Origin of the sequence: Chelativorans petroleitrophicus (assembly GCF_025398195.1) — a bacterium.
Classification (GTDB): Bacteria; Pseudomonadota; Alphaproteobacteria; order Rhizobiales; family Rhizobiaceae; genus Chelativorans; species Chelativorans petroleitrophicus.
The window spans coordinates 1-1,282 of sequence record NZ_JAODNV010000055.1 but is presented as its reverse complement, the minus strand read 5'-3'; the positions used below and the strand labels follow the sequence as shown (position 1 = coordinate 1,282).

At 62.7% G+C, this 1,282-nt stretch carries 1 protein-coding gene; it reads right to left on the bottom strand.

Going from position 1 to position 1,282, the window contains the following annotated elements; all coding sequences use genetic code 11:
- Window positions 1-35: 35 nt before the first annotated feature.
- A protein-coding gene (locus NYR54_RS19095; protein WP_261517283.1) for an IS3 family transposase occupies window positions 36-1,219 on the bottom strand; the annotation gives its coding sequence in 2 pieces (ribosomal slippage) (window positions 36-955 and window positions 955-1,219; 1,185 coding nt in all).
- Window positions 1,220-1,282 lie beyond the last annotated feature (63 nt).

Below are 1,282 nucleotides of genomic sequence, written 5' to 3'. Positions count from 1 at the left end.
GTGATCGGCCCCCACGGACGGGTCCAATTTGATTGTTAGTGCAATGATGGTCGTGGCGCCAGCGCGGGCGGCATCGCTGGTTGGGGTTGCAGGGCCGCCCGCGCGAATGCCGGGATGAAGACCTCCGGCGCCGGCGGCTTGTAGCCGAGCGATCCATGCGGACGCACGGTGTTGTAATGCCGACGCCAGCTTTCCACGATGATCCTGGCCTCTTTGAGCGTGTAGAAGATCTCGCCGTCGAGGAGTTCGTCGCGCAGGCGAGCATTGAAGCTCTCGATGTAGCCATTCTCCCATGGGCTTCCGGGTGCGATGTAGGCAGTCTTCGCCCCGACGGCGGTGATCCAGTCCTGCACGGCCGTGGCGATGAACTCCGGGCCGTTGTCGGAACGGATGTGCTCAGGCACGCCGCGCAGGATGAACAGGTCGGACAGGACGTCGATGACGTCGGTGGAGTTGAGCTTGCGATCGATGCGGATCGCCAGCGCCTCATGCGTGAACTCGTCGATCACGTTAAGCATGCGGTACTTCCTTCCGTCATGAGTGCGGTCCTCGACGAAGTCGTAGGACCAGACATGGTTGGGCCGCTCGGCGCGCAGGCGGATGCATGATCCGTCGGCGAGCCAGAGCCGGCCTTTCTTCGGTTGTTTGGCTGGAACCTTCAGCCCCTCTTGCCGCCAGATGCGCTCGACCCGCTTGTCGTTGACCACCCAGCCCATCTGGCTGCGCAGAAGCTCGGCGATCTTGCGATAGCCGTAGCGGCCATAGCGGCGGGCCAGTGCAACGATGTCCTCGGTCAGTTGCTGCTCGTCGTCCCGGCCGCGAGGAATACGCCGCTGCGTGGAGCGATGCTGCCCAAGCACGAGGCATACCCGGCGCTCCGACACGCGCTTCGGCAGAACCGAGCGAACATGGTCGATGCAGGCACGGCGACGCGAGGGGCTCAGAAGTTTCCCCGCGCAGCCTCCGTCAGGATCAGCTTGTCCAGCGTCAGATCGGCCACCGCCTTGCGAAGCCGTTCGTTCTCCTTCTGGAGATCCTTCAACTGCCGAAGCCGGTCACGGCTCATGCCGCCATATTGCTTGCGCCACCGGTAGAACGTCAGTTCGGAAACGCCGATCTGGCGAACGGCATCCGCCATCGCCATGCCTTGGCCGCGCAAAACCTCAACCTGCCGAAGCTTCGTGACGATCTCGTCGGGCTTGTGTCGCTTGTTTGCCATTGTGGTCCTCCTTCATGGTCAAAACCATACTTCAAGGTGGACCCGTTCAATGGGGGTGGATCA